The sequence below is a fragment of the Bartonella sp. AA86SXKL genome (assembly GCF_042196885.1).
Map to the genome: position 1 here is coordinate 1 of NZ_JBHIRE010000140.1, position 1,076 is coordinate 1,076.

Annotated in this window: 1 pseudogene; it reads right to left on the reverse strand. The window is 38.7% G+C overall.

From position 1 onward, the window contains the following. Positions 1-1,076, reverse strand: a pseudogene (locus ACFIO5_RS10560) (hypothetical protein); the annotation flags it as partial.

Below are 1,076 nucleotides of genomic sequence, written 5' to 3' on the forward strand. Positions count from 1 at the left end.
TTAATCTGACTACCATTAATCGCATCATGTGACTCATCACCAATCTTACCATTGGCTACATTATGAAGTCCAACAGGTGTGGAATCTTTTCCTTTCCCTAAAGTCACACTCGCATAATTAATAGTGTTATTGTCATCATCCTTTTTATCATAATGAACAACCGCTGAATCATCTGACTGAAGACTGTTGGAAAGATCCTTTAAACCTTTTTCAAGCTGACCCTTATTAACGGCATCATTGTTATCTTTTGCATCCCCTACGCCGGAAATCACCCGATTCACACCGCTTGTATTCGCAACATTAATTACAGTACCATTTGTTTCCTTACCAATAGTAATAGGATCAGCGTTTTTATCCTGCTTAATAAGGCTATCACCTTCCACTTTGGTAACCGCATTATTAATTTCTTTGGTAATCTCTTTATGAAGATTTGTGAAAGAGGTACCTACACCGGTAAAGGCAGAAACTACATCATGATAGTCTTTATCTTCTGTTTGACCATCTTCCTTGACAGCCTTAACCGTGAACGTAGGAGCCGTCCATTTACCTTCTGCATAGCTAGCATTACCACCAAAAGTCTTTGCAACCTCACTGCCCAGTGAATAAAGTTGACCACCTGTAATAGCATCACTGGAACTTTCTGAGACTGCTCCATCTAAAAGAGACGTAATCTTACTATTGGTTTTGCTATCTTTTTCTCCATGCGTTGCTACAAAGGCCTCTTTACTCCTATCCCACAACAAGGCATCACCTTGAACTTCTTGTGTAATATTCGTGATTTTCTCTTCAAACTTCTTAACTTCATTCGTTAGATGAGTATTCACATTCTTCACACTTGTATCAAGACCTTCAAAAGCACTCCCAACATTATCATAGCTAGTTTCTTCTACAGCACCATCTTCAGAAAGCTTAGATAATTTATAGGTTGGTTCTGTGAAGGCTCCATCACTAAACTTTGCATTTCCACCTAAAAACTTAGCTACATCCTCACCAATTTTGTTAATCTGACTACCATTAATCGCATCATGTGACTCATCACCAATCTTACCATTGGCTACATTATGAAGTCCAACAGG